The organism is Halioglobus japonicus, from assembly GCF_001983995.1.
GTDB lineage: Bacteria > Pseudomonadota > Gammaproteobacteria > Pseudomonadales > Halieaceae > Halioglobus > Halioglobus japonicus.
Genome location: NZ_CP019450.1, coordinates 3,483,593 through 3,506,796 on the forward strand (window position 1 = coordinate 3,483,593; position 23,204 = coordinate 3,506,796).

The window sequence follows — 23,204 nt, forward strand, 5'->3', positions numbered from 1 at the left end:
GCCGCGTCACACAACAAAAAACTGAATCCCAAGGAATAAACAGCCACAACGGTGGATATAACGAGGTTAGTGGCTGTACGCCCAGGATTGCTGCAACAGACTACTTACGCTGTCCGCTATCGCCTAATTGCGGTCTTTTGGTATCGTTTCGCAAACGTCCGCTTTCGTCCACAAAGCGGCCGTTTGATTGCCTAAGCCGAATAAGCTTCTATCGCCTAATTCCTGCCTTCTAGCGAGCTTTAATCGGACGCGGCACTGGTCAAAAAATCGTGAATACAGGCAATTGCGCATGATTGAATGAGTTTGACAGTGTCAAATACTTAGATTATTGTCGAAAAAAGTCTAAAAGCACAATGGGGCGTAGAAAACGGATGTTTTCAATAAAGCGTTTTTGCTCTCTTCTTCTGGTGACTGTTTCTGTAAGCGCGATGGCCCAAACGTCATTTGTGTTGGGTGAAGCTAGATGGGGTCAAGCCACCTGGGGTGCAAGCACCAGTGGGCCTGCAGGTGCAGCCCCCATACCTGCCATGCCGATTGAGGGTTTGGCTGCACTGGTCGCTCTCATGGCGTTGCTGCCTTTCTGGAAGGCCTTTAGGCCGCTATTGAAGCGCAAGCGCCTAACAAAACAATCGCTACCCATCAAATAAAACGACGCCCACGCTGATATGCAGGTAGGTCGTCACACAGCTAATTAGTAATAAATAGGATTGAAGGATGAAACAGAGCCAACACCGGTGCTTAGTTGTGACTGTATCAATACTGCTCTCTGGCGCTCTGTCGCCCATAGCGAACGCGCAGGTTACAGTGCCCAATGTGTTTGAGAATGGCCAAGTCGCCGATGCCGACGAGGTGAACGAAAACTTCAAGGCGCTGGCCGATGGTATTAACAGCCTGCCTGCTGGTGCCAAAGGTGAACAGGGCGAACAGGGCGTACCAGGTGCGGCTGGAGCAGATGGAGCACCGGGAGCAGATGGAGCACCGGGAGCAGATGGAGCGCCGGGTGATTCCTGCACCGTTTCCGAATGCGCCGCGTCCGCCACGGCAACGCTTACCTGCGGCGACAACACCTCCGTTGAGGTGCCTTGCGTTAAAGGGTATAAGACCGTTTTTATCTCCAGCGGCTTATACGATGGCAACCGCGGCGGACTCGTGGGCGCGGATGCTTTATGCCAGGGGCTTGCGAATGCCGCTGGTCTTGATGGCACCTACTTGGCCTGGCTCGCGGACAATACCGGATCTCCGTCGACCCGTTTCTCGTTACCCCAAGACCTCCCTTACCGTCAGGTAAATGGTCTCGAGGTCGCGAGTTCGTACCAAGATTTATTTCAATGCAACAAAAACCCACCGCAAAATCAGTGCCTTTTCAACGATATACAAATCGACGAGTACGGTAATACCACTGTACCTTCTCGCGTCTGGTCGAATGTTGATCCTAATACCGGGAACGCTGTATCGACCGATCCGGCTGCACATTGCGAGTCCTGGGGACAGCTTTTTAGTTCCACCGGAAACATGGGCGCTTCTGGGTTGGGGCCGATCTTTACATGGACCGAAAACGAAAACCGTACATGCGAGTCTAACGGTCGTCTTTATTGTTTTGAACAATAGCCACGCATCGGCAGCGCCTCATGTCACGGTGCGGGTGATAGCCCGCGCGTGGTCCGGGTGAGGGCTTTCTGTTCGACCAGCACCTGCGTCCCGGGCAAACCCGCACACACCCAACGCCACCAGCGTGTTGCGTAAACCCCAATGCGGGCTTGGCCCGCACCTTGCTCATAAAGCTGGGTGATTCGCTCACGAAAACACGCGATGGTGTCCTTGGCTGGCGTCACGCCAGCACGGGTGTGGTGGTAGCCCAGAAACGTAAAGCCCCGGTCTATCTTGCCCACCCAGGTTTTGTCTGGATGGGTGCTGAGTTTGAGCTGCTGCAAGGTCTGCTGGATTAGGCGAATACCCCGCCTGAGTTGGTGACGGCGAGGCGTCATGATGACCCAGTCATCCATGTAACGCACATAGGCAATTCCAGCGCGGTCCATCACATCATCCAATGGCTTGAGATAGATGGCCGCTAAGAGCGGACTCAGGGGCGAGCCCCGGCCTATGCCTTTTTTGATGACGTTAAAGATGCCACCCGATTCCACCGTGCGGCCAATGACCTGCGTGAGTAGCCGCAACACCGCTTTATCGGGCACCAGCGCATCCAGCTGTTGCAACAACACGGTGTGGTCGATGTTCTCGTAGTAACCCTTGACGTCGGAGCGAAAGACAAACTGATTCTGCGGCAGTTTAGCGCGCAACCAACGCAGCGCCCCCTTCAGGCCTCCCTGGCCTTTTACATGAGTACAGCGCGGCGAGACCGGCAAGGCTGAGCCCAGTACCATCGCCATCGCTTTCTGTACCAGGGCATCTTCGGCACACCACAGGTGGATGGGCTTGCCGTTGGCACTCAGCAGCCGCTGCTGCGGTCTAAAGTGATAGTTGCCGCTGCGCAGTTGCGCAATGAGTGCGGGGCGACGACTCTGCCAATGAAAACGCAGATGCCAAATATCGGCGTTGGCTGGGTAGCGACGGCGTTGCTGGCAGAGCCAGGCATAGGCTGCATCGATGGTGGCGTCATCGGCGATAGCGTCAAGCAGGGATGATGCGAGCTGTCTATTCATAGGGCGTTGCAAGCGCACAGAAGGCTCCGAGTTGAATCTTATAACAGCATAGACCCGTTTGCCCGCAGAGACAGGGTGCAGGCTTGAGTGCCCGCTGACTGCAACGACAGATATGCGATTTTATACCTCTGTCCCCAGATCGATATGATCTATGAGACTATAAAGCCGGCAAGAAAAGAAATTTGATCAACGTCCCCTTTGAGGTGATAGCGGACCTTTCTGGACACCTGGGCCATTTCGGCCCTTCAATGCCCGCTTTCGCCTAGTAGCCGACAGTTTCTGACTGAAAATGTAAATCTAAGTGACTTGATCGGCTATATAAAACTGACTTCGATTCCCCCAACATGCCGACCTCAAAGAGAATACTTGGGGTAGGAATTGGAAATGGATTGGTTGATGTCCGCCGAAGTGTACAAGTTCGTACTGATAGGGAGCTTTGTGTATGCGGCATTGATTCTGGTCGGCGCTTTTATGACCGAGGCTCCATATGGGAAGCTGGGGGCGGAGCGTGGAGGAATCAACCTTTCACCGAGACTTGGGTGGTTTCTTATGGAGTTACCCGCAACGCTGAGTTTTGTCTGGTTCTATATACATGGGAAGAATGCCCAAGCCTTGGTCCCGATGATTTTTCTGGGTATATGGTTGGTTCACTATGGTAATAGAGGTTTCATCTTTCCTCTGTTGATGCGAGTTGCCAAAGGTTCGAAAGGAACTTTCTCGATCATCGTGGTGGTCTCTGGCTGGCTTGTAACTACTCTCCACGGCTACCTCAATGCGGTCTTCATCTCACACCTGAGTACGCACATCACCGCAGAGTGGCTGTCAGACCCTCGATTCATCATCGGTATTGCCATCTATATTTGTGGCTTCCTCCTTAATCTGCAGTCCGATTCGATCATTCGCAATCTTCGGAGTCGACAAGAAGTTGAATCTGGGGAGAAAGTTTATCGGGTACCAGAAGGAGGATTATTCAAGTACGTTACCAATCCTAGTTATTTCAGCGAACTGCTCTCATTCACGGGGTTCGCGATTGCCACTTGGTCGCTGGGAGCAGTTTTCGTGCTCGCAGTGAGTGCGGCTAACTTGATCCCGAGAGCATTCCAGGTGCATCATTGGTATCAGGAGAAATTTCCCGACTACCCGCGCGAGCGGAAGGTGCTAATCCCGTTCATCATCTAGGTTAAATCTGTGCGAAAAGTGGATTAGTTGAGTAGTCGGGTTTAATTGGAAGCGGAAGTCGCGCGGCGGTTGAGAAAGCGTCCGCTTCTGACCCTAAGCTACCAGTCGATAAATGGATATCCCTGAACGGCAATGGATAGTGCAATAAAATCAGCATATATAGTTTTATTCTCGATGATCCTCTGGATGGGCGCTCTCATCGTGGTTCTTGCTGCAAATGATATCCCCGCATTCACCGCTTACCTTGGCTTTGCGCGAGGCGAGTCAGGCAATTTAATAAGCTGGCTTTGCGCACTTATCATCGCGGCCCTGTACATCAAGTCAGCGTCCAAAAATACCGACATTCGACGCTATCTTTTCAAGCTCGATTTTTTGAAGGCCGCGGCGATTGTTGCAGCTGTGTGTGCGGGCATCGTTGAAGAAATGGTGTTTCGAAAGTGGATAATGGACTATTTGCACGGCAAAAATTTTTCTATCTACTTGCAAATTGTATTGTCTGGATTGGCCTTTGGCCTGGCCCACCTCTTGTGGGGTCTTAGGAACTACAAGGCAGGAATCAATGCCGCTTTATCCACGACGATTCTAGGTACAGCCCTGGCTTGCGTCTATGTCATTGGCGATCGTAGCTTGGCACCTTGCATCGCTGCCCATTTTATCATCACAGCCATGATTGAACCGGGACTAGTTATTTCTGCGGCTAGAGACAGGCTAGGCTTTTGGTCTGAGAAATCAGAATGATCTTTGGCTGGGGGCGAGTGTAAGCCGGGTAGTGGCCTCCATATGATTCCTTGTGAAGGTGCGGTATTTTTCGTCAGCGAGATTCAAACCAAAGGCTCCCAGGATAACAAGTGATGGCTCCTGCCATGCGGGAGTGATCGGCATAAATTGTTCACGGAGAGCTCCGATTTTTCATTCCAAAATCCGCTGCGTCACCTACACTTTTTACTAGACATTTCCAAGGCAGCTTCCCATCAACCCATGATCGACTATGTAGCCACCTTTGTTACCTTCTTCGCCGTTATCGACCCCATAGGCACTGTGCCGGTATTTATTGCCGTCACTGCCGGCATGGAACAGCGCGACAGGGCAAAAGCGGCCATGCAGGCCATTCTGGTCGCCGCAGCAGTGCTGGTATTTTTCGTCACGGTAGGCGAGTTAATCCTGGTGGCAATCGGCATTCCTTTACCGGCATTCGAAATTGCGGGAGGCATCGTCTTATTCCTGTTTGCCCTGACCATGATTTTTGGCGACAGCAAACCCGATGAAGAACTGAAAATGCTTGCCCCGAAACAGAACCACGCCATATTTCCTCTCGCTGTACCCTCCATCGCCAGCCCCGGCGCCATGCTCGCGGCGGTCATGCAAACTGAGAATGCGGTTTACAGCATCACCGACCAGATGCAGGTCGCACTGGTGATTTTCGCTGTATTGCTTGTCGCGCTGATTCTGATGCTGGGCTCCAATCTGATTTCGCGCATAATCGGGCTCGCCGGTGCCAGCGTCGTGAGCCGGGTTATGGGGCTGATTCTCTCCGCCGTTGCGGTCACCAGCGTGTTATCAGGTATCGACTCTTACTTCGGTCTCGGCCCTGCGGCCTAATGCAGGTTCGCATCACCCATTCATCAGGACATATCTAGCGGAAAAGAGAGAGCATCATGAAAGTTCACTATCTCGAAATCGGCACCCACGACATTGATGCGGTATGCCATGCCTGTGAGCTGTCCCAGAGAGTCAGCTTTAGTGCACCGGATGAACTGCTCGGCGGCGCCCGCACTGCCACACTGTCAGATGACTCGATCGTTGGAGTCCGCGGCCCTTTCAGGGAGACAGAGGCAACTTTGGTGCGCCCATACTGGCTGGTTGAAGACATCGATGAGGCGATCGCCCATGTCGCCGCTGCCGGCGCCGGGATCGCCATGCCACCGATGACCGTGCCCGGGAAAGGCTCGTTTGCTATCTATATTCAAGGCGGCAATGACCACGGTTTGTGGCAACTCTAGGAACAGAGGCAGGCGAATGTATCACTACCAGGGCGAGTGTCGCTGCGGTTCAGCGACACTTGATCTGTCATTGCCGAAACCGCTGAGCGAGTATTCGCCGCGCGCTTGTGACTGCAGCTTCTGCACCCGGCGAGGTGCTGCTTATCTTTCCGATCCAGCGGGGCAACTCACAGTAACGTTCGCGGCTGAACCGCCACAAGTTCGGCAGGGGTCAGACCAGGCTGTTTTTCTGCTCTGCCCTAACTGTGAGCGCCTGATTTGTGGCGTCATCGCCGATGGCGATGGCTACATTGGCGCCATTAACTGTCAGGCCAGCGCAATGTTTGACGTGACACTGCCATCCACGCCAGCATCGCCCCAGCAGCTGAGCGCAACCGAGACACTGACGCGCTGGCGCCAGGTGTGGTTTCCTGTAATGCTGAACCCGCCGTTAATGCTGGCCCAATCCGCTTACGAGCACCAGGCACCTATTTCCGTAAATCCCACCACCAAGGTACGCTGTGACCGCGATGACTGAGCTCAGGGAAGCAACCACTACCGATGCCGAAGCCATTGCAGGTTTTGCCGAGTACGCGTTCAGAGACGCATTTGCGTCATCCAACTCAATGGAGGATATGGACCTGTATTGTCGGAAAAGCTTTGGCAAAGATATTCAACAAAGCGAGATCGAGCACCCACATAGCAGCACGCTGCTGTATTTAGAGAATGGGAAAATCGCCGGCTACGCGTACTTACGTGTCGACACCCATCTCAACTGCATCGACGCAGCCAGCTCAATGGAAATTCAACGTCTGTATGTGCACAGCCAATGGCATGGTAGGGGCGTGGCGCAGGCGCTGATGGAGGCTTGTATTGAGCAGGCTGAATCGGCGGGTGCCGGGGTGCTTTGGCTCTGTGTGTGGGAAGAAAACCCGCGCGCGATTGCGTTCTACCGTAAGCACGGCTTTCACCCGGTTGGTGGTAATACGTTCATGCTCGGCACAGATCTGCAGCAGGATCTGGTTATGCTGCGACCGATAGGCCCAGGGGGCGAAAGCGCAACCACGTCGCCCGTTTAGCGCGCTTTCAAAATCGCCTGCGCTGCATTACGACCTGGCAGCCCGCTGACGCCGCCACCAGGATGCGCACCAGAACCACAGAGATAAACCCCTTCCACGGGCATCTTGTAAGCTGCGTAGCCAGGAATCGGACGCAATGAATAGAACTGATCCAGGTGCAGTGCACCATGGAATATATCGCCGCCCACCATGTTCAGGTCACGCTCGATGTCCAGCGGTGTCTTGATCTGACGGCCCACCACAGACGCCCTGAAATTCGGCGCATACTGGTCGATCGTACCAATAATCTGGTCGGCCACCTCATCGCGAACCTCATCCCAACTGCGACCGTCGGGCAGATGACGCTGAAAATGTTGACAGAACAGCGATGCCACATGGCCGCCCGCCGGCGCCAGTGAATCGTCCTGGGTGGAAGGCACCTGCATGGAAATGACCGGGCGCTTCGACCAGCCATCGTTCCTGGCATCAAAGTAGGCGTTCTGGATGTATTGCAGTGAGGGGCTTACTTCAATAGCCCCCTTGAAGTGTTCCTCACCACGTCCGGCCATCGAGGTGAATTGCGGAAGCTCAGACAGCGCCACATTCATCCGGAATGTAGCAGAGTGACTGCGATACCCCTGAATCCGCCGCTGGTCCGCCTCATCGAGAAGTTCCACGTCCAGAAGGCGTTGCAATAGCACCTGCGGGTGAACACTGGCGGCCACATGGCGCGCAGTAATGGTCCGGCCATCGGCAGTTTCGACACCGACGGCCCTGCCCTTTTCAACCACAATGCGATTCACCGGACACTCGGTTTCGATGGTCGCCCCGCGGCTGCGCGCAAACGAGGCCATCGCCTCGGTAATCGCCCCCATGCCTCCGCGGGCAATCCCCCAGGCGCCAGCCCGGCCCTTTACTTCGCCAAACGCGTGGTGCAGCAGTACGTAAGCCGTGCCGGCCTGGTAGGGCTCAGCAAAGTTGCCAATCACCCCTTCCAGCCCGAGCACCCCCTTAAGCGCCTCGCCTTCAAACCACATGTCCAGGTAATCACCCAGGGAGCGGGTCATCAGTTCCGCGAGTACCGCCTGATGACGACCATCAAGTTTACGCATCACGTTGCCGGCTTTGAGGAGGCCGACCAGGTCACCCCAGCCGCCACCGACATTGGGCGGAGCCTGGGTGGCCAGCGCACGCAGGGCAATCGCCACTTCGGCGATCTCTGCGTCGAAGGCATCAATGCGATCGGCATCACGCCGGGAAAAACGGGCAATCTCGCGACGCGCCTGCTCGCCGTCGCGAGTCATGAGCAAGTGATCATTATCCAGCAGGCTGAGTGTGCCGGCAGGACGCTCCATGATCTCCAATCCGTGTTGCTCCAACTGCAGGTCAGCGATCACCTGGGGATGTAGCAGACTGACCGAGTAAGAATATACCGAGTTGCGAAAGCCGGGGTGGAACTCTTCGGTCACCGCGGCCCCGCCTATTTTGGAGCGGGCCTCCAGTACCGTTACCTTAAGTCCCTTGCGGGCGAGATAACCGGCGCAGGTCAGGCCGTTGTGCCCGCCCCCGACAATAACAACATCGACGTCTGGTGTACTCACTGATCCCTGCCCCCTGCGCTTAAAAAACCAGTATACCCGCGACGACGCTGACGGCCTCCGTGCCGACCGGCTAGGAAGATCACAGCTCGGGCCTGTGATTCACTCGCTACACACTTGCACGCAGTGTCGTCATATAGAACCAACGGGAGATCTTACTCATGCCAGAAATCAGCGTACAACATCAATGTGCCTCTCTCACCGGACTCGTCGAAGTAGACAGCTTCGGTGACCCGGTAGGCCCCCTGCCCCTGCAGACCGATGCCGGCTTTTTCAACGGTGAATTTGAAGGCGCCAAAATGGTGACAGGCACCTGGGAATGTGAGGTGGGCACTCTGCAGCTGGACCTGGATCTGGTGGAATTCTGCCACCTGCTGGAAGGCCACTGGCGCCTCACCTCGGAATCCGGCCAGGTCACCGACATCAAGGCCGGCGACAGCTGGGTCTTTCCCCGGGGCTGGAAAGGCACCGCCGAGGTCATCGAGAAGGTGCGCAAGGTGTACATGATGCTGTACACCGAATAACTCCCTCAGGGATCAGGCGTGCCGGCGTCCTTTTCAAGTGACGCCTGGTGCGCTTCCACCGTCTCCCACAGGGGCCCATCCACCCAGGTATCATCCAGGTAGAACTTCTCCGGCTCCTCTTCTTTCGGATCCACAATCAGGTTGTAGTACGAGGGATATGCCATGTTCATAATTGCATAGCTGTCCTCGTCGATTTCCTTGATCAGCATCTTCCAGTTACGCCACTTGGCGCCAAAGAGTTCGTTGCCAATGTAGATAACCATTGATTCCCGGGCCGATTTGGGCGCGCTGCCCTTGAAGAAATCTGACTGGTCAACACCGTCCAGCATGCGATCATCGGGCAGTTCGCCACCTGCGAAGTTCGCAAGGGTGGGAAACACGTCGATTATGTGCACAATGTCGTTGGATACCTGACCGGCGGGAATGACTCCGGGATAGCGGATCAGAAACGGCACTCGCAGCGATCCTTCATAGGGTGAAAACATTGTGCCGCGCCAGGGGCCGGTAAAACCGAAGGAACGTTTAATGCCCTCGCGGCCGTTATCAGCAGAAAAGATCACAATGGTGTTCTCAGCCACGCCCAATTTTTCCAGCGTCGCCAACACATCGCCTACATATGTGTCCGTCTGTGCAAGCACATCGGCGAAGCTGCCATTGCCGGTTTTACCCTTGAAATCAGGATGCGCATCCACCGGCTCATGGGTTTGTGTATAAGGCAGATAGGCGAAAAACGGCTTGCCCGCCTTGGCCTCTCGCTCGATAAAATCAATAGCCCGATCGGTAATCTCCCGATCAATGGTGGCGCGCTTGGCGCGGCCATACAGTTCGTGTTTCTTCGGCGTCTCACCGCGCTTGGCGGTCATCACCCGGGTCAGCTCTACGCCGGCATCGGCCTGGAAACTGTCGCTGTCGGGCCAGAATGCCTGGTCGGAGGAGTTGGGAATACCGTACCACTCGTCAAACCCCTGATCAGTGGGGTATCGATTCTTGCCTGTACCCAGATGCCACTTGCCAAACATCCCGGTGCTGTAACCGGCCTCGGACAGCATTTCCGCCAGGGTGACCTCCCAGGGCGTAATGCCATACCAAATGCCGCGCGGTTCACCTTCAGCACGCAGCCGGGTCCGAATGCCGTAACGCCCCGTCATCAAGGCCGCGCGCGAGGGTGTGCACTCCGCCTCCACGTTAAAGTTGGTCAGCTGAAAACCCTGATGGGCAATGCTGTCGATATTCGGCGTAGGGGCGCCGCGCAACGCGCCTCCACCATACACCCCAACCTCGCCATAGCCGAAGTTGTCCATCAGCAGCAGCACGATATTGGGTTTGGCGGCACTACCGGGTGCTGCACCCGCGAAGGTACAGCACAAACCCAGGCAAACCCCGGTCAACATGTTCACTAGCGTCTTATTCACGTTAAAGCACGTCCTTTACTTTGAAGTACGCCATGCCCACTGCGAGCGCGGGGCGCCGCAGGTATTTACCGCCAGGGAAGGGCCAGTGGGGAATGCGGGAAAATATATCAAAGTCGTCGGGCTTGCCGTCGATCATGTCCGCGGTAATTTTCGCCATCATGTGGGTGGGCGCCACGCCGTGTCCGGAGTAAGCCTGTATATAGGCGATGTTGTCCGCCAGTCGCCCCAATTGCGGCATGCGATTCAGGCCGATACCCATCTGGCCACTCCAGCCGTAATCGATGGGAATGCCGGTCAGCTCCGGGAAGACCTTTTCCATCTTGCGACGGATGGTCCCTTCCAGGTCCTTGGGTTCCAGCCCGGTGTAATTAGACAAGCCACCAAACAGCATCCGCCGGTCAGCGGAGAGGCGAAAATAGTCGAGCGCCGTGCGCGGATCGCACACTGCCACATTACCCGGCATAAGCTGCTGGGCCATACTCTCCGGCAATGGTGCCGTAGCGACCACTGAGCTGTTGGAGGGCAACACGCGGGTCGCCAGTTTGGGAATCAGGCCGCCCATATACGCATTGCCCGCCAGCACCACCTTCTTGGCCAACACGCTGCCCTCATCCGTGCGCACCCTAACCCGCTGGCCCTGCACAATTTCCTGAACCCGTGACTGCTCAAATATTCTGGCACCGCCGCGTTCTGCAGCGCGGGCCTCGCCAATACACAGGTTGAGCGGATGCACATGCCCATTGGCGGTATTCATCAAACCACCGAGATAGGCATCACTGTTGACGTACTCCTTGAGTTCATCGCGATCAAGCAAACGGTACTCATGAGGATTGCCAATCTCTTTTTCGAAATCGCGCCACTCGGCAAATTGTTTGAGGTGCCGGGGCTTCAGCGCGACATCGCAGTAACCCCAGGTGAGGTCACAATCAATGCCATACTTCTCCACACGCTCGCGAATAATATCCCGGGCCGCAATGCCCATACGGTAGATCGCCTTGACGCCAGCGGCTCCGATCTGTTTTTCAAAACGCTCCGGATCGTGGCCGATGCCACCAATCACCTGACCGCCGTTGCGACCGCTTGCGCCCCAGCTGATGCGGTTGGCTTCGAGTAACACCACATCGTAGCCTTTCTCTACCAACTCCACCGCGGTGTTTACCCCGGTAAAGCCCCCCCCACCACCACGACATCGGCCTCGATGTCGTTCTCCAGGCGTGGGTAGGCCGTTTGCCAGTTGGCAGATGCTGCGTAATAAGAGCCCGTGTGCTCACGGGTTTCAGCGGTTTTTTTGAGTCCGAACATGACCTGTTCCTCCTGCTATCAATGTCTGCCCGCTACACGCGAGCGCACTTGTCTGATTCAGCAGATCGAGGCGGGGTCTTCGTCTTCGCCCTGAAAGATATTTTGCCAGGCCGCAGGTGTGCAGACCCAGTGACTCCAGGCAACAAAGGGGGGGTAATGTCTGCGCGATTTTTCATTCGTGCACCGTTACTAACTGGTTACTATTGAGCAACAGCCGCACAGCCAAGTCAATTCTATCGGCTTGCTCCAGCCCTATACGTCAGGTAGACGGGCGCGTAGCGAGAGGATTATCTACGCTGTTGATAAAAGTAGGATATAGGCAAGGAGCCTTTTATCATCATGAATAACAAGACGGCGACAGAAGTCGATACGTTTCTGGAGCAGCATCCGGACATTCAGATGCTGGAACTGCTCATGCCTGACATTAACGGCATTCTTCGCTGTAAGCGCATTCACCGACGCGAGTTCGATCTGCTCTTCGACAACAAATTCAAAGCTCCACTGAGCGTACCGCTGCTGGGCATGAGTGGTGATCTGTACGACGAAGGCCTGGACCACTCCTTGCTGGCCGGTGACCCCGATCAGCTGCTCCTGCCCATTCCCGGCACCCTCGCTCGAATTCCCTGGCTTGCGTCATCCACGGCGCAGGTACTCACGCGTTTTGTCGATATGCAGATGCAGCCCTCATGGCCCGATCCACGCAACGTACTGATGCGGGTACTCGAAAGGTACCGGGAAGCCGGCCTGCGTCCGGTCGTGGCCACTGAGCTGGAGTTTTACCTGTTGGCCCCTGGCACAGAAGGTAGTCCGCAACCGTTGAAGGGCAATATCCCTGGCACTGGACGCGTACAACAGGGTATTCAATATTGCATGGCTGACGATCTGATCGACTGCGACGCCTTTCTCGACGATGTGCGCAAGGCCTGTGACCTGCAGAACGTGCCCCTGACGGCAATCCATTCCGAATTTGCCTCCGGCCAATGGGAAATCAATACCCATCATACTGAAGACCCGCTCGAGGCTTGTGATCACGGCATGTTGCTCAAGCGCATTGTTAAAGGTGTAGCCCGCAAGCACGGCATGGGGGCGACCTTCATGGCCAAGCCCTTTGCCGATATCGCCGGCAATGGGCTGCATATTCACGCCAGCATTTACGACGCCGACGGCAACAATATTTTTGCCTGCGACGCAGGCGGTCCGCCCGAGCATTACAGCGACACATTGCGCCATGCCATTGGTGGCCTGGCAGACACCATGGACGAGGCCATGGCCATATTCGCCCCCAATGCCAACTCGTATCGTCGCTTCAAGCCAGGCGCTTTCGCGCCATCCTCACCGACCTGGGGCTATAACCATCGCGAAGTTGCCCTGCGCATCCCTGTGTCGTCTGAACATAACCGGCGGGTGGAACATCGTGTAGCTGGCGCAGATGCAAACACCTACCTGGTCACCGCCGCGGTACTGGCAGGTATGCTCCACGGTATTACCCATCAGTCTGATCCCGGCGAACCGGTACCGGTAGATGCCGACCTATCCGAGGCAGAAGTCACTCTACCCCGGCGCTGGGATGCAGCTCTGGAGTATTTTCGTAAAGGGAGTATCTTGAAAGACTATCTGGGTGCTACTTACTGCTCTACCTTCGCCGCGCTGCGTCAGGGTGAGAGTGACGACTACAATGGCCAGGTTCCCGACCTGGACTATGAGTGGTATCTCAGAGCGCTGTAAATAGCGCTGCCGGCCAGATTATTTCTTTTCATTGAGGGATTCGCGTCGGTACTGAGCGGGAGTAAGGCCGGTGCTTTTCTTGAAGGCCGCATAAAAGGTTGAGGTGGAGTTAAACCCTACCGCCAGTGCAACATCGAGAATTGAGGGCGACGCACTTTCATCCTGCACCAGGATGTTCGTCGCCTCCTGCACCCGATAGCGATTGATAAAGTCGAAGAAGCTGACACCGTGTCCCTCGTTAATCGCCTGGGAGAGGTGATTGATCGAACAGCCAAGCCGGGTGGCAAGTTCAGGCAGTGACAGGTGCGAATCGAGGAACAACTGCTCTTTTTCCATTGCGTCCAACAGCCTCGTCAATACTGCCTGCCTCGCTGCGGGGTTAAGACCCGACTTTGCATAACGGCTGCCACCAGCCTCACCACTCCTGCGGCGCGAGACTAGTTCCGGATCGCGGTAGTAATCCTCGATGAGACCGGCGCCCTCCCCGTCCATCGTTATGAACTCGGCGCCCATCCAACCGCCCTCGCCATTTTCGCCGTCAGGGCATGCACGGTACTGGAATGCGATGGAGCTCTCCCCGGAGAGCACCTCACCCACCAGGGTGTAGTAGTTTGTATCGTTGGCGAAGTACTGCTTTAGATGCCTCACGAGATCGTCGCGGTTCATCTGCTGCTGTGTGGGTATGTCGAAGTAGGTCCCCCCCTTTGCCAGGTGCTCAGCCACACCGGCGGGGTCGTGTTGATTCCAGGCGTCTATATAACTCGCTACAAAATCTGCGCTTACCATGCGAATGCCCTTTTATTTTATGGGTCTAATTCTATGCATATTCCATACCGGGTGCTACCTCGCGTGTCACGCGCCCGCGACCCGGTCTGGAGGTACGTAATCAAAGATAAAGTTAATCCTGTCGTCCGCACCCTTGTTCATCACGCTGTGGGTTTTCTGGTTATTAATTTCATAGGCATGCCCCACCGTCATCCGATATGGTTGACCGGCCACTGTATAGCGCACCCGGGTGTTGGTCTTTATCGGGATATGAATTCGGTGGCCGGAATGGAACGACGGATGGTGATCCCGGTGCGGTGTGATCACCTCCCCTGGGAGCAGCTTGGCTGCCATGGCGCGAATGATGGTGCCACCCGGTGCATAATGGGTATTCACAATCTCGTTCATCAGCGGTACAGCCAAATCACTGAGCCACTCCCAACCCGACTCACGACTGACCGTGATATCCGGCCAGCCTTCACCATCGGTGAAAATGAGAACCACGGATTCGGTGCGTCGATGCACGTCATAGTCCTGCTGTCGCTGGCGGTTCGCCTCCCAGGCGGCCTGCGGCAATGCCAGGATCGCATCCGACAGCGCAACCTGATCGACCGGGCCAAGATCCTTGAGTGCTACTTCGATATCCATCGTTTTTCCCAAAGCAAAGGGCGCGTGCTTTCACACAACAATTCATACTATAACGGGAGACCTGTCGCCGGCGCAAAGGCATAATAGCCTGCACAACAACTTCCGTGAGTCACTATGAATACAGCGCTTCCTACCGTGATCGCCACCTCTGTCGTTCGCGGCTCTCACCAGGGGGAAAGTCACGGGGGTGTCTATACGATCGACTTCAATAACTGCGCCGTGACCCAGCACATCGACTGGAACACCACAGACATCGACTTCGCCGGGCGAGGTGCCGACCGCGGTTTGCGAGGCATCGCCTTTGACCGCGACCATATTTTTATCGCCGCTTCCGACGAACTTTTTTGCTTCGATCCGGAGTTCAATCAGGTGGGCGCCTGGCGCAACCCCTATCTAAAACACTGTCACGAAATCTGTGTCTACCAGCGCATGCTGTTTCTGACCTCGACGGGATTCGACAGCATTCTCGCCTTCGATCTCGACAAGCAAGCGTTCTCCTGGGGCTTTTACCTACAGAGTCAGGGTGGCCAGTGGAGTGGCTTCAGCTTCGACCCGCGCAGCGACAAGGGCCCGAAACCCAGCAATGCGAAGCACATCAACATGGTCCACGTTGATCGAGGCGGCATCTTCATTAGCGGCCTGCGTACAGGTGCTCTGCTGCGCAATAGTGGCGGCTCAGGCGTGACCGCCCTGTGCAGCCTGCCGCAAGGCTGTCATAACGCGCGGCCCTTCGGTGAGGGCATTCTGCTGAATGACACACAGGCGGACTGCCTGCGCCATGTGCCCCATGTCGGTGCACAGCGCGCCTTCAAGGTGCCGCAATACGCCGAGGAAAGTATTGAGTTTGCCGGTGTGGACACATCGCGTATCGCCCGCCAGGGCTTCGGCCGCGGGCTCTGCGTCATTGACGGGACGACTATCGCCGGTGGCTCGTCGCCGTCCACTGTGACCCTTCACGACCTGGAGACCGGCGCGACTCTGGCAAGTATTAATCTGACCATGGACATCCGCAACGCGATCCACGGCCTCGAACTCTGGCCCTACTGAGGCTCAAACGGGCGGCTAGCCGCCCGGACCGCCCCAGCGCTTCACGAACCGAATACCATATTCGCGGGGTCGGTTGACGTAAACCGGATCGACATGATCGCGACCCTCGTTAACGTTGACCTGCGACCAGCCACCTTGACGGGCGTGGCCATAAATAGCTCGCTCGTCTGTGAGGTTATAGACGAAGAGTGAGACGTCCCAGGTTCGGCCCTGTAGGCCCACCGTTAGATCACCAATATCATAGGACGGCATCGTAAACTGCGGATACGGGTTATCGTCGGTCAGCGGTGAGGGCTCAAGATTGCTCAGACGCTCGCCAGAGTAAGACCACTGGAGACGCGCGTAACCGTTGGCATCCGCGATCGGCACAGGGAAGCTGTACGATGCCCATGCTGCGCCAGTCCAGTCCGGGGTATTTGGAAGCTGAGAAGCCGATGGTATGTCGGTCGCCCCGTCACCGTCGGAATCGATATCGGTGTCAGTCTCTGCCTCCAACCACTGGGCATTGAAACCTAATTCAAGGTTATCAGTCACAGCCCAGTCGAACTCGGCGTTGAACCCTAGAATACTCGCGTCACCTGCATTTGACACCGCAACCTGGAAAGGCTGCCCACACACACCCGCGATGGATCCTCCATCCGGACAGGGCCTACTCGCTGGATCGGTCAATTCAAACTGGAAATCCTCCCAGTCCATGTAGAACAGCGTGGCTGCCAGGCGCACTGCACCGTTGGCCATGGTACTTCGATAACCGGCCTCGTAATTGATCATTTTATCGGGGTCAAATTTCTGAGGCGTAGCCGGTTCACCCCGCTGCCGATTGGTTCCGCCCGGTCTATAACCCTCTGAGTAAAGTGCATAGACCATACTGTCGTCGCTGAGGTTGTAGGCCACAGAAAACTTGGGTGCGATTTCCGAGTCATCACCCTTGAGCACGGCCGCATCCGCATCTGGCGCCGTCTCCGGCTGGCGCTGGATGTAGGTTGTCTCGTTCTCACGATCAAACCAGCGCGCTCCGGCGGTGAGGTCCCACCTCTCACCTACATGCCAGGTGACCTCGCCAAATACCGCCACCTGTTCAAAGTCGGAGGAACTGTTTGCATAGAAAGGCGCCGTTGCGTTCGGGTAGGACTCACCCGAGGCCCATTCAAACCAGTCTAGCGAAATGGTCTGTTGGTATAGGTCCTGTGCGTCTCCACGCCCATCCGCGTTGGCCGTGGGGTAACCGAAGAATTCCTCATAGGAATAGTTACTTTCCTCATAAAACGCCCCCACCAACCAATCGATCGTTTCTCCCGAGGAAAACAGCCGCAGTTCCTGGGCGAAACGGTCGCTAGTGGGGTCTTCATCGAAGGCTGAGAGGAAGTCGCCTTCCACTGTGGGCGCATTACAATACGCGCCTGCCTGGAACAGGACGCCACCTTCGGGAGGCAGGTAGTAGTAATCGCCATTGTAGTAACTGGAGTCGCCACCGTAGTTGATACAGTAGTAGGCTGAGTACGATTTCTGGTAGTTGGTCACGTCCTGAGTGAAGCTGCCCTCACTATCGTAATAGGAGGTAGCTGACACTAACTGAGCAAAACCTAGGTCACCCTCGATAACCAGCGAGCTGATATCGAATTCCACATCATAAAATTCCTCGTTGTAGCGATTGACCTCTAGGTCACCGACGTTTTCATCAAACACGGAATAGGACCCGGCATTAGTTTCCTGGTGCAGATAGCTGACCGTCGCCTGCCAGTTCTCGTTGATATTCCATAGCAGTGCGGCACGCCAGCCAGCGACTTCGAAGTCGTTGATGTCGTCCTCGACCACATCCGCATTGTTAAGGGTGCCCCAGTCGGCCGGTGAGCGGCCATAAGCGTTGTCAGTCTTGCGGTCGTTGGTGATCGTAGAGCCAAAGACATTGTCAACAAAACCGCCGTCCTCGGCGCCATAGGCAACAACACGCAGAGCCAGCGTATCATCCACGATAGGCAGGTTGACCACCAGCGAGCCGTCCCAACTGCTCTCGGCGTCACTGCCATCGCGGAAACTGCCATCGAACACCACTTCCCATGCCTGCGTGTCAGGCCGATTAGTGATGATCCGCAATGTGCCCGCCTGGGCGTCCGCACCGTAAAGTGTGCCCTGAGGGCCCGCCAGCGCCTCAACGCGGGCAACATCTACCATGCGAATATAGGGCTGCTGCCCCTGAGTGGTGACAGAGACTTCATCGAAGTAGACAGAAGAGGTTGACTGGACAACATAGCCCGGGTCAGAGGTCGCCCCACGAAATACAATATCGGTGATGCCTGCACCGAAATCGACGGTATTAATGGATGGGACAAAACGGCTGATGTCATTGACAGACCGCGTGCCGAGTTCGCGCAGGTCGTCTTCGCTCAAAGCCTGGACGCTGCCGGGAATATCCATTACGGACTCGGAGCGTTTACGGGCGGTGACAAGAATCTCCTCAAGTAACCTTGCTTCCGGATCCTCATTCTGCGCATAGGCCAAGGGAGACGTACCGAGGATAGCGGCAAGTGCCGAGGCCAGCGGAGCACGATTCAAGCCAGGAAGATTCTTCATAACCATTCACCTTTGAGTGTGATTTTTATTTTCGGCAACGTCCCACCATGCCGAGGTTCGCTTCTTCTCATAGCTGAATTTCGCAAACTTCGCCGACCCGAGCTACCTCGCCTATAGGTTCGGAACGGTTCGCAACCTAGCCCAGCCAGACCGCACTAGTTCAGTGCGTCGGGCCTGTCTTCAGGCGGCAATGCGCGCAGCAGGGGTTCCAGAACTTCTATCAAGTCACCCAGCTGCGGCTCGTATCGGCGCCACAGGTTGACCGAACTCGAATAAATCGGTTGGCGCACCTGCTCAGAACTCGCAGTCTTGACGGCCCGTTCCGTACGGTGGAACTCTACGCATCCCTGCTCAAATGGCAGGTCACAGTAAGCCAGCAGTCGTCGGACCTGGCCTTCAAGATCCGCAACGACCTCGGCGTAATTGACGTCCAGCACTGCGCCGGGAATGACGTCATGCCAATGCCGCATCAGCTCATCGTAGAGCAGGTAGTACTCGCCAATATCCATCAGGTCGTAACTGAATGGCTGGCCGCTGGCGAACAACTGCTTGTAACTGCCGAAGCAACTGTCCAAGGGATGGCGACGCGCATTGATGATCTTTGCGTTGGGCAGTACCAGCCGCAATAGCCCAACATAGATGAAGTTGTTGGGATTCTTATCGATGAAGTAGGCGGCGCCGGACCGATATTTACTGGTCTGTTGCAGGTAGGCTGTTCCCAGACCCGACCAACGCGCAGGTTCCAGCGTGACCAGGCTCTCGGGAAAATGGACCCCACGGCCGCTGCGCGTATTCAGTGACTGCACCAGATGAGGCAGATCACTGAGCTCGTGGGTCCCCTCTACCTGGCTGTGACTTGCCAGCACCTGCTCCAGCAGGGTCGAGCCTGAGCGCGGCAGGCCAATGATAAAGATGGGTGCTGGGTCAGGGTCACCCAGACCAGCATGTTCAGCCAGAAACTCAGCGTTGAATACCTCGCGTATTTTTCCGACCTGAACCTCATGCGCCACCGGATCATAGATTTCTCGAGAGCGCCTGACCTCATTACAGCGCTGGAAATGTGAAAACGCACGCGGGTAGTCACGCCTGGACTCATACTCAAGCCCCAGCGCGTTGTTGAGCTGTTCAATGACGGCCTCTTGCAACCCATCGCCCGCCAGAATCGATTCCATCGCCTCAACCTCCGCATCTTCGAAGCGGAAGGTCTTCAAGTTAGCCAGATTCCAGTAGGGTTCCGAGTTACCCGGGTTGGCGGCGATATTGCGACGATGCACCGCCACAGCTTCATCCTGGCGCCCGATCGTTTTCAACTGGTGTGCAAGGCCGGAAAATGCGCCGGGGTGTGTGGGGGCTCGCTCAAGTACAGCTTCGTAGCTGGCAATAGCCTCCTTGTGCTGGTTTGCGTGCCCCTGCGCATTGGCCAGTGTCACATACGGTTCGCCGAGCTCGGGGTTCAATGCAACCAATTGCCGCGCACTGGCGATGGCGGCGGGATAGTCGCCCAGCTCCTGCTGCACCTGAGCGAGATCCAGCCAGGCGCGGGAGTAACGCGGCGCGTACTTTACCGCTCGCTGCAAAAAGGTATGTGCATCCTGGTATTGATTGTGTATTGCTGCGATTTCTGCCAGCAGTCTCAGCGCTTCAGGGTGATTCGGGTCGCGCTGCAGAATATCTCGATAGACCTTTTCAGCTTTTGCAGGCTCGCCATCGGTCCTGAATTGCTCGGCACGTGCGATGGCAGCGGCAAAAAAAGCCTGGCTCCGCTCATCTGTGGCGCTGCCGGCAGTCTCCAGTCGCTCCTTTGCCTTATCGATCTTGGCCTGGAGACTGGTTCTCTCAGGCGCCCGGGTTTTTGCCTCCCGATAGGCTTCAATAGCCTGCGCAGGGTTGCCTGTAGCCAACAACAGGTCGCCGCTGACTTCGATCACCGGCACGAAGTGCGGGTGCTTGCGCAGTGCGCGCTCAATGCACTTGCCGGCGTCATCGAAACGCCGAAGCGCAATGAACGCCTGACCGCTCAGGCACAGCAAGTTGGGGTCATCCGGGTGCTGCCGTAGACCCTCTGCACAGGTGCTGACGGTATCGTCAGGCCGGCTCTGGCGCATATGGGCCACCGCCCTGCCATAAAACTCTCTTGGACTGAGTTGCTGGATGGTCCCCTACCTCGATTTCGTCGTTTGTCTAAGCAGGTAGTACAGCATACTGGCGAGACCAACACTAGAAGCCGCCTCGGGGTGAAGCCCGTAATTGATAAAGAAACTACTGCTGCGTTGCATAGAAACGGCGCAGGGTGAAATAAAACAGACATATACTGATGACGCCTACTACTACCGGCAGCATCGCCAGCCCGCCGTAACCCGCCTCTGCCACCAGGAAACCACCAATGGCCGGCCCAGGTGCGGCGCCAAGCCACCACACTGCATCCGTCGCTACAGCCCAGCGGCCCTTGGGATCCATTTCGGCCATAATGCCGAGGATGTAGGGAACCACAAAATAGAAGCACATATTCCAGGCCAGATAGAGCACGGCAAATGCGATCGGGCTCTGACCCAATGCCAATGCTGCAGCCACAATAACGTTTGTGGCAATACCGATTAGCGCAGGGCGCAGATTGCCGTATCGGTCGGCCAACCACGCCGCCAGCACGCCCCCGGACAGGCCGAGAAAACCCGCTATGCCCAGCACTTCGCCAATCCTGTATTCCTCGAGGCCGGCGCGCAGACCGAACTGCTCCAGAAACACCTGTACAGCGCCCTGGCCGACTTCATAGATGAACAGCGCCAGCAGTGCAACAAGCGCGAACTCCTTGTTGGGGGCATCCCGCACGCCCAGTTTTTCCGCAAAGCGCTTGAGCGGCGGTAGCGAGGCAAGCAAGGCCTGACTGGCCGCCTCCTCCTGCAAGTTCCGCTGTGGCGGCGGCAGCCATCGGAACAGAGGCAACAGCAACACAACCGTTGCCGCCATCAGCAGATAGCCTCCTTTCGCCCCAAAGGGCACTGTGACGTAAGGGAATATGATTGCACCACCCGCGGCCATGAGACCCCAGGTCACCGAGACAACAGCGAACATCCGCTGCGGATTATTAGAAGACGCCGCAGAGGCCACGCCAGCCGCCCCAATCATGCCTGCGCCAAATCCAGTGGCGAGGCGAGCCACGCGCAAGACTTCGAAGTTTTCGGTAAAGCCAGCGATCAGGTTACCCGCAAGTACCAGCGCGCATCCTGCAAAAGCAATACTGGAACGGGGGAAGCGTGTGACCGGTCCGGCCATCAGCAGAGCGGTAATCGCATACATCGCGACTTCCTGTGACATTATCAGGCCAACGGCGGCCTCATCGAGGCTGTAACGCTCCATCACCGGACCGAACAGCTGGGCCTGGGCGTAGTATCCCATCTGGGCCAGATACCAACAGGCGGTCACAGCGACCAGCAGACGCGGGGAGAGGCCCCCTGAAGGGGTGTTTGACCTACCCAAGTTCCGCCCCGGCATGGCGCAGGAAGAGTTTTATCAGACGGTCATCGTCAAAGGCTATCGGCATGCTAATAAAGCGGCGGCGGTGTTTGCCGAGCTCGCGCAGGCGTCCAGAATGGTTTGTCCTGGATCGTGCAGCGAGCCACTTTATGTATATGTCGCAACTCTTTCTCGTAGTAAATTTCCGCCCAAATCTCGCCCTGGAGCTTGTCCGTTTCGATCATGGCGAGGGCAATATTGGCCTTGGCCGCGGGCGACCACATAGCGGAGGTCACGTAACCGATCTCTCTGCTGCAGTTCTCATTGCTGTAGAGGTGTGAACCTTCAGCCGGCTTATTCCCCTCAATATCCAGCTTGGTGAGCATGTACTTTGGCCCACCTTTATCCCGCTCTGCCAGCAGTGCCTTGCGACCGTTGAAATGCGGTTTTTTGAAGTCGACCAGCCAGCCCAGATTCAGCTCAAAGGGCGTCTGGTCGTGCTGGAAATTCACCGTTTTAAGGGCCTCATTGAATTCCATATCAGGCATAATGAAGCCCGCCTCGAGGCGAGCCATATTGGTCGCTGATTCTCCATAGGGATGAATACCGTAGTCAGCCCCCACTCCATAGAGCTCGTCCCACAGAGTCAGCGCATGTTCCGGCTGCGCCCACAGCTCGTAACCCAGGTCGCCGGTAAAGCCGGTGCGAGACACCATCAGCATGCCGCCGTGATAGGGAAAATGCATGATGCCAAACGGCTTCAGATTTTCGAGACCCTCCAGGCCCATGGCCTTGAGCACTGCAAACGATGTCGGCCCCTGCAACGACAGTGCCGCAAAGCCCTCGGTGACATCCTCAATGTGTAAATCATCAAAACCCAGACTGCTCATGCGCAACCAAGCCAGGCAAGGACTGCCACAGGTGAGCATGAACTTGTCTTCGCCGAGACGGAAAATCGTACCGTCGTCGACCATACGCCCTTCGTCGGTGCACCAGGCCACGTAAGTCACTCGATTAATACCCAGCTTACTCACGTCGCGAGTAACCATGCGATTGAGCATGGCGAGCGCATCACCCCCTGTCACCATGTACTTCTGCATGGGACAGATATCGTAGGTGCCGCAGGTATTGCGCACACAGAAATACTCGTATTCTGCATCGTAGTAATAATCGGCGAACTTGAAACCATTCCAGGAAGACCAGGCTTCACGCAGGTTGCGTTCCGCCTGCCGCGGATGGAAATGTGAATGTTTCAGCCGTTCACCGGCAAAAGCGTCAGTCGTCAT

21 protein-coding genes are annotated in these 23,204 nt (G+C 56.2%); 10 read left to right on the forward strand and 11 right to left on the reverse strand.

The window, feature by feature from the left end; genetic code table 11:
• The first annotated feature begins 714 nt into the window (after positions 1 to 714).
• Positions 715 to 1,608 (forward strand): hypothetical protein, encoded by an 894-nt coding sequence (locus BST95_RS20165; protein WP_205737294.1) that lies wholly within the window; start codon positions 715 to 717, stop codon positions 1,606 to 1,608.
• A gap of 23 nt (positions 1,609 to 1,631) precedes the next feature.
• Here BST95_RS20165 and BST95_RS16380 read toward each other — a convergent pair whose 3' ends face one another.
• Positions 1,632 to 2,660, reverse strand: a complete 1,029-nt coding sequence (locus BST95_RS16380) for a reverse transcriptase/maturase family protein (RefSeq protein ID WP_084200570.1) — start codon at positions 2,658 to 2,660, stop codon at positions 1,632 to 1,634.
• Between the two features lie 384 nt (positions 2,661 to 3,044).
• Here BST95_RS16380 and BST95_RS16385 point away from each other — a divergent pair, with 384 nt between their 5' ends.
• From BST95_RS16385 to BST95_RS16410, 6 genes are all read left to right on the forward strand, one after another.
• Positions 3,045 to 3,839, forward strand: a complete 795-nt coding sequence (locus BST95_RS16385) for a methyltransferase (protein WP_084200571.1) — start codon at positions 3,045 to 3,047, stop codon at positions 3,837 to 3,839.
• 132 nt (positions 3,840 to 3,971) lie between these two features.
• On the forward strand, positions 3,972 to 4,577 hold the full coding sequence (locus tag BST95_RS16390; protein WP_205737295.1) for a CPBP family intramembrane glutamic endopeptidase: 606 nt from the start codon (positions 3,972 to 3,974) through the stop codon (positions 4,575 to 4,577).
• A gap of 240 nt (positions 4,578 to 4,817) precedes the next feature.
• Entirely contained in the window at positions 4,818 to 5,438 is a 621-nt protein-coding gene (locus BST95_RS16395) for a MarC family protein (RefSeq protein ID WP_084200572.1), read from the forward strand.
• A gap of 56 nt (positions 5,439 to 5,494) precedes the next feature.
• Positions 5,495 to 5,839, forward strand: coding sequence for a hydroxylase (locus BST95_RS16400; protein WP_084200573.1), 345 nt, complete (start codon positions 5,495 to 5,497; stop codon positions 5,837 to 5,839).
• A gap of 16 nt (positions 5,840 to 5,855) precedes the next feature.
• Positions 5,856 to 6,356, forward strand: coding sequence for a GFA family protein (locus BST95_RS16405; protein WP_084200574.1), 501 nt, complete (start codon positions 5,856 to 5,858; stop codon positions 6,354 to 6,356).
• Positions 6,349 to 6,897, forward strand: a complete 549-nt coding sequence (locus BST95_RS16410) for a GNAT family N-acetyltransferase (RefSeq protein WP_084200575.1) — start codon at positions 6,349 to 6,351, stop codon at positions 6,895 to 6,897. The genes BST95_RS16405 and BST95_RS16410 overlap by 8 nt, the downstream gene beginning before the upstream one ends.
• Here the strand turns inward: BST95_RS16410 and BST95_RS16415 are convergent.
• Positions 6,894 to 8,477: a phytoene desaturase family protein gene (locus tag BST95_RS16415; protein WP_084200576.1), complete on the reverse strand. Its 1,584-nt coding sequence runs from the start codon at positions 8,475 to 8,477 to the stop codon at positions 6,894 to 6,896. The genes BST95_RS16410 and BST95_RS16415 overlap by 4 nt on opposite strands.
• A gap of 158 nt (positions 8,478 to 8,635) precedes the next feature.
• Between BST95_RS16415 and BST95_RS16420 the strand changes: the two genes are divergently transcribed.
• Positions 8,636 to 8,998 (forward strand): cupin domain-containing protein, encoded by a 363-nt coding sequence (locus BST95_RS16420; RefSeq protein WP_084200577.1) that lies wholly within the window; start codon positions 8,636 to 8,638, stop codon positions 8,996 to 8,998.
• A 5-nt stretch (positions 8,999 to 9,003) separates the two neighbouring features.
• Here BST95_RS16420 and BST95_RS16425 read toward each other — a convergent pair whose 3' ends face one another.
• Genes BST95_RS16425 through BST95_RS20710 form a run of 3 tightly spaced genes read right to left on the reverse strand, consistent with a single transcriptional unit; the run spans position 9,004 to position 11,712 of the window.
• Positions 9,004 to 10,410 carry a sulfatase-like hydrolase/transferase gene (locus BST95_RS16425; RefSeq protein WP_229801603.1) on the reverse strand — a complete coding sequence of 469 codons (1,407 nt, stop codon included), beginning with the start codon at positions 10,408 to 10,410 and terminating at the stop codon, positions 9,004 to 9,006.
• 1 nt (position 10,411) lies between these two features.
• Positions 10,412 to 11,557 (reverse strand): NAD(P)/FAD-dependent oxidoreductase, encoded by a 1,146-nt coding sequence (locus BST95_RS16430; RefSeq protein ID WP_240500221.1) that lies wholly within the window; start codon positions 11,555 to 11,557, stop codon positions 10,412 to 10,414.
• An 8-nt stretch (positions 11,558 to 11,565) separates the two neighbouring features.
• Positions 11,566 to 11,712, reverse strand: a complete 147-nt coding sequence (locus BST95_RS20710) for a hypothetical protein (RefSeq protein ID WP_240500222.1) — start codon at positions 11,710 to 11,712, stop codon at positions 11,566 to 11,568.
• A 339-nt stretch (positions 11,713 to 12,051) separates the two neighbouring features.
• Here BST95_RS20710 and BST95_RS16435 point away from each other — a divergent pair, with 339 nt between their 5' ends.
• The gene (locus BST95_RS16435; RefSeq protein WP_084200578.1) at positions 12,052 to 13,437 is read left to right on the forward strand and encodes a glutamine synthetase family protein; all 1,386 of its coding nucleotides are present in this window, start codon (positions 12,052 to 12,054) and stop codon (positions 13,435 to 13,437) included.
• 18 nt (positions 13,438 to 13,455) lie between these two features.
• Here the strand turns inward: BST95_RS16435 and BST95_RS16440 are convergent, their stop codons facing one another.
• Positions 13,456 to 14,223 (reverse strand): helix-turn-helix domain-containing protein, encoded by a 768-nt coding sequence (locus tag BST95_RS16440; protein ID WP_084200579.1) that lies wholly within the window; start codon positions 14,221 to 14,223, stop codon positions 13,456 to 13,458.
• Between the two features lie 66 nt (positions 14,224 to 14,289).
• The gene (locus tag BST95_RS16445) at positions 14,290 to 14,850 is read right to left on the reverse strand and encodes an aspartyl/asparaginyl beta-hydroxylase domain-containing protein (RefSeq protein ID WP_084200580.1); all 561 of its coding nucleotides are present in this window, start codon (positions 14,848 to 14,850) and stop codon (positions 14,290 to 14,292) included.
• A gap of 114 nt (positions 14,851 to 14,964) precedes the next feature.
• On the opposite strand from BST95_RS16445, the gene BST95_RS16450 reads away from it, so the two are divergent.
• Positions 14,965 to 15,897, forward strand: a complete 933-nt coding sequence (locus tag BST95_RS16450) for a hypothetical protein (protein ID WP_084200581.1) — start codon at positions 14,965 to 14,967, stop codon at positions 15,895 to 15,897.
• Between the two features lie 15 nt (positions 15,898 to 15,912).
• Here BST95_RS16450 and BST95_RS16455 read toward each other — a convergent pair whose 3' ends face one another.
• The 4 genes from BST95_RS16455 to BST95_RS16470 all read right to left on the reverse strand — a co-directional run bounded on the left by BST95_RS16455 (position 15,913) and on the right by BST95_RS16470 (position 23,204).
• The gene (locus BST95_RS16455) at positions 15,913 to 18,468 is read right to left on the reverse strand and encodes a TonB-dependent receptor (protein WP_169843974.1); all 2,556 of its coding nucleotides are present in this window, start codon (positions 18,466 to 18,468) and stop codon (positions 15,913 to 15,915) included.
• A gap of 155 nt (positions 18,469 to 18,623) precedes the next feature.
• The gene (locus BST95_RS16460; protein WP_084200583.1) at positions 18,624 to 20,573 is read right to left on the reverse strand and encodes a tetratricopeptide repeat-containing sulfotransferase family protein; all 1,950 of its coding nucleotides are present in this window, start codon (positions 20,571 to 20,573) and stop codon (positions 18,624 to 18,626) included.
• A gap of 154 nt (positions 20,574 to 20,727) precedes the next feature.
• A complete protein-coding gene (locus BST95_RS16465; RefSeq protein ID WP_169843975.1) occupies positions 20,728 to 21,942 on the reverse strand; it encodes an MFS transporter in 1,215 nt (404 codons plus the stop codon).
• Between the two features lie 65 nt (positions 21,943 to 22,007).
• Positions 22,008 to 23,204: an aminomethyl transferase family protein gene (locus BST95_RS16470; RefSeq protein ID WP_084200585.1), complete on the reverse strand. Its 1,197-nt coding sequence runs from the start codon at positions 23,202 to 23,204 to the stop codon at positions 22,008 to 22,010.

Coding starts and splice junctions, on each gene's coding strand:
- BST95_RS16445 (WP_084200580.1), bottom strand. CDS start 14,850: ATGGATATCGAAGTAGCACTCAAGGATCTTGGCCCGGTCGATCAGGTT.
- BST95_RS16460 (WP_084200583.1), bottom strand. CDS start 20,573: ATGCGCCAGAGCCGGCCTGACGATACCGTCAGCACCTGTGCAGAGGGT.
- BST95_RS16440 (WP_084200579.1), bottom strand. CDS start 14,223: ATGGTAAGCGCAGATTTTGTAGCGAGTTATATAGACGCCTGGAATCAA.
- BST95_RS16390 (WP_205737295.1), top strand. CDS start 3,972: ATGGATAGTGCAATAAAATCAGCATATATAGTTTTATTCTCGATGATC.
- BST95_RS16410 (WP_084200575.1), top strand. CDS start 6,349: ATGACTGAGCTCAGGGAAGCAACCACTACCGATGCCGAAGCCATTGCA.
- BST95_RS16455 (WP_169843974.1), bottom strand. CDS start 18,468: ATGAAGAATCTTCCTGGCTTGAATCGTGCTCCGCTGGCCTCGGCACTT.
- BST95_RS20710 (WP_240500222.1), bottom strand. CDS start 11,712: ATGTTCGGACTCAAAAAAACCGCTGAAACCCGTGAGCACACGGGCTCT.
- BST95_RS20165 (WP_205737294.1), top strand. CDS start 715: ATGAAACAGAGCCAACACCGGTGCTTAGTTGTGACTGTATCAATACTG.
- BST95_RS16435 (WP_084200578.1), top strand. CDS start 12,052: ATGAATAACAAGACGGCGACAGAAGTCGATACGTTTCTGGAGCAGCAT.
- BST95_RS16470 (WP_084200585.1), bottom strand. CDS start 23,204: ATGACGACTGACGCTTTTGCCGGTGAACGGCTGAAACATTCACATTTC.
- BST95_RS16400 (WP_084200573.1), top strand. CDS start 5,495: ATGAAAGTTCACTATCTCGAAATCGGCACCCACGACATTGATGCGGTA.
- BST95_RS16420 (WP_084200577.1), top strand. CDS start 8,636: ATGCCAGAAATCAGCGTACAACATCAATGTGCCTCTCTCACCGGACTC.
- BST95_RS16380 (WP_084200570.1), bottom strand. CDS start 2,660: ATGAATAGACAGCTCGCATCATCCCTGCTTGACGCTATCGCCGATGAC.
- BST95_RS16395 (WP_084200572.1), top strand. CDS start 4,818: ATGATCGACTATGTAGCCACCTTTGTTACCTTCTTCGCCGTTATCGAC.
- BST95_RS16405 (WP_084200574.1), top strand. CDS start 5,856: ATGTATCACTACCAGGGCGAGTGTCGCTGCGGTTCAGCGACACTTGAT.
- BST95_RS16450 (WP_084200581.1), top strand. CDS start 14,965: ATGAATACAGCGCTTCCTACCGTGATCGCCACCTCTGTCGTTCGCGGC.
- BST95_RS16385 (WP_084200571.1), top strand. CDS start 3,045: ATGGATTGGTTGATGTCCGCCGAAGTGTACAAGTTCGTACTGATAGGG.